The organism is Acetivibrio ethanolgignens (assembly GCF_001461035.1).
In the GTDB taxonomy this organism is placed as follows: domain Bacteria; phylum Bacillota; class Clostridia; order Lachnospirales; family Lachnospiraceae; genus Velocimicrobium; species Velocimicrobium ethanolgignens.
Map to the genome: position 1 here is coordinate 1 of NZ_LNAM01000004.1, position 5,153 is coordinate 5,153.

Annotated in this window: 5 protein-coding genes; all 5 read right to left on the minus strand. The window is 39.0% G+C overall.

The window, feature by feature from the left end:
- Nucleotides 1-101: 101 nt before the first annotated feature.
- Nucleotides 102-1,337 carry an IS110 family RNA-guided transposase gene (locus tag ASU35_RS19015; RefSeq protein WP_058351319.1) on the minus strand — a complete coding sequence of 412 codons (1,236 nt, stop codon included), beginning with the start codon at nt 1,335-1,337 and terminating at the stop codon, nt 102-104.
- 583 nt (nt 1,338-1,920) lie between these two features.
- Complete coding sequence (locus tag ASU35_RS01285; RefSeq protein WP_341415454.1) at nt 1,921-2,496, minus strand: tyrosine-type recombinase/integrase; 576 nt, start codon at nt 2,494-2,496, stop codon at nt 1,921-1,923.
- Between the two features lie 14 nt (nt 2,497-2,510).
- Entirely contained in the window at nt 2,511-2,684 is a 174-nt protein-coding gene (locus ASU35_RS19020) for a hypothetical protein (protein ID WP_156059321.1), read from the minus strand.
- Nucleotides 2,685-2,877: 193 nt separating this feature from the next.
- Nucleotides 2,878-3,339 carry a hypothetical protein gene (locus ASU35_RS01290; RefSeq protein WP_058351321.1) on the minus strand — a complete coding sequence of 154 codons (462 nt, stop codon included), beginning with the start codon at nt 3,337-3,339 and terminating at the stop codon, nt 2,878-2,880.
- Between the two features lie 1,203 nt (nt 3,340-4,542).
- Nucleotides 4,543-5,109: an imm11 family protein gene (locus ASU35_RS01295; protein ID WP_058351322.1), complete on the minus strand. Its 567-nt coding sequence runs from the start codon at nt 5,107-5,109 to the stop codon at nt 4,543-4,545.
- Between the last annotated feature and the right edge of the window lie 44 nt (nt 5,110-5,153).

A 5,153-nucleotide genomic window follows, 5' to 3' on the forward strand; every position in this document is an offset into this window, starting at 1 on the left:
ATAATAATCCAAGCCGATGCCTCTCTTTTGAAAAATGAATACACTTCCCAAAGCCGACTGTTTCATCTGCTTAAAATAATATCACATATTTGCCATTTTCACTATCTATTTTCGCCAGCATTTTCCACTACTGGCATACGGTACTCCGTACCATTTTTTAACATTCCATAAATAATACTGATTAATCGTCTGGAAATACAAATCAGTGCCTGCTGACTGCTCTTGCCCTCTGCTTTCCGCTTCTCATAGTACGCACGGAATGCTGGGTTTCTAGGTGTGCCTTTTGAGGATACCTGCACCATCTGAATCGCAAGGAAATAAATTGTAGCCTGTAATCTTCTATTGCCTTGCTTTGTAGCAAAATCCTTACCTTTCCCGCTGGATGATAAATGAAGCGGTGCTATACCAGCAAACTGTGCCAGTTTATTGGCATTCGCAAAGCGTTTGATATCACCGATTTCTGACAGAATCTTCACTGCTGTGATAACATTTACTCCGGGAATTGTCGTTAACGTACAGCCCAGCATCTTATACATCTTTTCCAGCATCTTATCTACTTCCGCCAGCTGTTTGTCATAGTGCTGTAAATCGCTGACAATACTAAGGGTTACCATATCCCTTGCATCTTGGAAGTCATTATTTTTGACTTTGTCACTGGCAACAGCATCCAAGATTTTCTCGCAGGTCTTGGTGGAACACTTGTTATGACTGACAGGAACAAGTTCCTCACGCAAATCCTCCACACTCTTACCCTTCAGATACTTTCTGGATGGGTAATGCTCCCAGAAATATAAGGCAGTAGGTCTGCTGATATCATTGAAAAACTGCTTGTAAGACGGATACGCAATGCACAACTGCTCATGAAGCTGGTTAACCAATCTGGTCCTCTGTTTCATGATATTATCTCTTCGATGCACCAGCTGACCAAGTGACCAGTACGCATCATTCGGGCAGGCATCTGGAAGTTTATCAAGCATATTTAAAGTTGCCAGAGCAATAGCTTCAGCATCATCACTGTCACTCTTTCGGTACATGGCACCTCTGTGTTTCGCCTGACGATGTGAAATAGCGGTATTAACATCTTTTACAAGATACCCCTTATCAATCAGCCACACCGCTAAAGGTCTGCCGTAACCATATGCATTCTCCAGTCCGAATACGACAGTTTTTCCATCAGTATTACTCTTCTTTACTTTAGTTACCAGCTTAGGAAAATCGGCTGGTCTGTTGGCGAAAGTAATCTCGCCCAGTTTGTTATTGTAGCAGTCAATCACTACTGCTGTGTGGGTCTCCTTATGTAAATCAATACCCACATAAATAAAATCTTCTTTTGTCATAAAAATCAACTCCATTCTCAATGTTTGGCAAAATGCAAGCAATCTCAACCGTTAAGCATCTTTCTCGGAATTACGCATCTTTTCAGCAACCAAGTGTGCAAGAGTGGTACAGCTAATCCATTTCTGGTCAGACACAAAATACTCCAAACGGAATACCGCTGACTTTCATGGAGATGGATACTTCCTGCAGAACGCAGGCACTTCCAAAGACTTACGAATCGCTTTGAAAGTGTGTGTGATGTTAACTCTGAATACCGTCGTATTCAAGTTATTTCTGCTTTCTCTAAAAGAAAAAGACATTTTACACCATACCCCAAATCCCTTATACTTTCTGCGATGTAGATTTACCAGCTGAGATGTTTCAAGGCATTTTATGCACACCATATTTCCAGCTAATAGATTTGTGACACCAACTCATATAGTTACTGCTGTTACTCCCGTTACCGCACATTCACGAAACCAATAATCCATCTTATCAACACACACATTTCTTACTGGCAGAATAAAAGAAAACTGCATCCTACTGGCAAAGTGCCATATAGGGTGCAGTGATAAGAAGTTGTCTTTCATTTTTGAATTTATCTTAGCCAAGACAGACATTCTTCTGGATGGCATCTTCCAGTTCTTTAGAACCAATACCGATATATCTCTGGGTCACATTTACACTGGAATGCTGGAGCAGGGTTCTGACCAGTTCGATATTGTAATGATTGTTCACATACACGTTAGTGGCGAATCCTTTGCGGAAACTGTGAGAACCTACCCCGTTAAGAGCCAGATAAGAGCATACTGCCTTCAGATGCTTCAATACTGCTCTTTCTGTAATCGGAAATAATCTTGCACTTGGAGAGATACCATGAGCATATGCATAGTCTCTTACATACGAATACACCTCAACTGGCACAGTAAAGTTTCTGTACTTACCAGTCTTCTGCTCATACATATCCAGACGATACCGACTGCCATCCTTCACAAAACTGTCTATCTTAAGTTGCAGGATATCCCCAACACGCAAACCCAGATTATATTCCAGTACCAGCACTGTGGCAATCCGCTCATTAGGCTTATACTGCACACCTTCATGAGCAAAGCCATTCTTCATGGTGGCTATAATAAGCTTGTAGGTATCTTCATCGATTGCTCTTGTTCTCTTATTCATCACACCAACTCCAATCAAATATCATCACAGACCAACCAGTAAAGGTCAGCCAAAAAATGCCAAGTTCCAATAACTACACCAAGATAGTTCCTTAAAATAACTGCCACCACCACAGAACCCACCAGTACCGCCATAGTTCCTAAACCAGTACGAATAAGCACTTTGCTACGAAGCCGTAATTCGCCCAAATTTGCCACCAAAGACAATAGTGGCAGTAGTTACCACCAAAGACAATAAAACGGAACGTAGGGCATTGTATGCAGGCGTGAGGGGCAAGCCAAGCGGAAACCGCAAGACCATACCCCAAAGGCAGGAGCAGTACGAAAAAACCTGCAAATTTACCCCACAACCAATACGCACCGCCAAACTTACCAGCACCTGTCAGCTACCACGTTTTAACACACCATCAGCAGAAAACGTATGTGCCAGAATATCAAGATTCATCAGCTCGAAGCACCGATAGGCATACTCCCACTGGGAATCGGTCATCTTAAAACCTTGTGCCATCATGCCCTTTGCTTTCTGCTCACTCTCTACCATACTGGCAATGACTTTGGCGACAGCAGGTCTCCACTGCTTACCATTGCCAATATCAAGATAAGGCTCTGCTACAAAATGAAGAACGATACCCCTTTCATGACAGAACCTTGCAACGGTATACACCTGCCGAACTGACGCAAAACGATTACAACTAACGGTATAAACTGCATCTCCACTTTGCAGAACCGATGTAAGTGCACCAAGACTTTCAGCATTATAAATGTTATTCCCCCGAATCTTCTTACTTCTGAAAAACACCTTTGTTGTCTCATCATCAAGTGATGATATAAAACCATAAATCATAAACACAAACCTCCTTTCGTTGTTGGTAAACTTATGCCTATATGCGTCATTCTGAAAACAGTCTGTAGGTTCCAAAGTTCCTTTAAGTCAACAAGTTATATTTAGAAAATAAGTTTAACAACCACACCAGTGGTTCATCTTAATTCTTAGTCGCACACTTTATTCTTCAGAAAATACGCAGAAAATCGGTCATATACAAAAATTCAAATGCTGTGACAAGAGAAAGAATCTGCGGATTTATGGAACTATGCAATGTAAATGGATGAGCAGGTTGTGGAAGATATTAGTTAATTTGATATTCGAAAAATCAGAATGAATCAAAACAGAGATGTGATGTTAGGAAGTGCGGATTAAGATTGGAGAATTTCGATGGTATCAACGGATGATTTGAGATTGCTGGAGATTATACATGATTATCTTAGTTGTCGGTATTCATGAGACCCCAGCGAATTGTTAGTAACCTGTCTGTGAATGTCATAATCCATCTTGAAGTGAAACTTAATTGCAATCAAATCTTGAAAAACACTTGCCTTCCTAAGGTTTCAGTGTACATTCTAACAGTTCTGTGCTATAAAAATGAGCAAACAGATATTCTTCTCATACCACAACAACATGAAGAAAATTAACATAAAACCTCGTATCGAAATAATAACGCAGGGTTGGATGCTTTTTACGTAAAATCAAATAATATAAGGTTTACAAGCAATTATCAAAACATCAGTTCTGTGGAACAACTATATTTCTCCATTAGCAGAAATGACGATACTGTGTGGCTTTCCAGCATAGCCCGAAAACTTTGTCCGACACTTTGGTCTAAATGCATTATTCAGAATATACGAAGATACTTCTCAGTCCACTACCGCCAAAATGAAGAACATCTTCCTTTGGATTACCGCCTTTTTGACAAATTTTTATGTCTGAAATACCACTTGTAAGACTGAATTTTATAAAAACCCTTACCGTTTATAGTAAACTTTCACAGAAAAAACGCACCCTTTCGCAACATTCTGTTGCTAAGAGTGCGTTACATCAGCATGTCACTTTTCAATGTTCGTCCGTATACCCAACTCGGCAAAATTTCGCTAGCGTCTATTAATTAACATCATGGATTCTTAATTGCTTCGCAACAGCCATGATGGTTAATTAATAGACAGACAGGAGTTATAGGATGTTGGGAGTCCGAAAGTATAACCATAATAAATACTATACTACACTAATCTCTGTTAATGAAATACCCGTAATATTTTCCTTTTCGATTAAATCTTTAAATTTTTCAGATACAAATATTGGTATTTCTTGCCTATTTGACAACTTAAAGACATCTGCACCATCCGTTTTTTCAGCATATATACCATATTTACTTACTGTATATATTGTGCCTATTCCTTCAATTTCTGTTTCAAAGTACTTCGATTTATCCAAGCATAACGCATCTACAACTTTAATAATATTGGCAATATAATATTGTTTAAAATCCTCTCCATTATTTGTTTCTTTTATGCCAACTTTCAGAAATTGTATATCTGTATTGACTGACTCTAATAATGTCTTCAACCTGTTTGATACCAAGAACCATCCTTTATCATTGGCAAGATAATCAGTCCAAACATCTCCTTCTTCTTTTGCATAGAAAAACTCAAATCTATCATCCCAGTTTTCAAAAACTTTCCCAGTATTTAGTGCATTTTGCTGAATTCCATAATCATTTTGATAATGGCATATTATATCATTTTCTCTTTCCATATCCATAGATAATTTGTAATATTTCATCAATATTCTCCTTATTTCCAGTAATCTTTATACAGCATATCAGG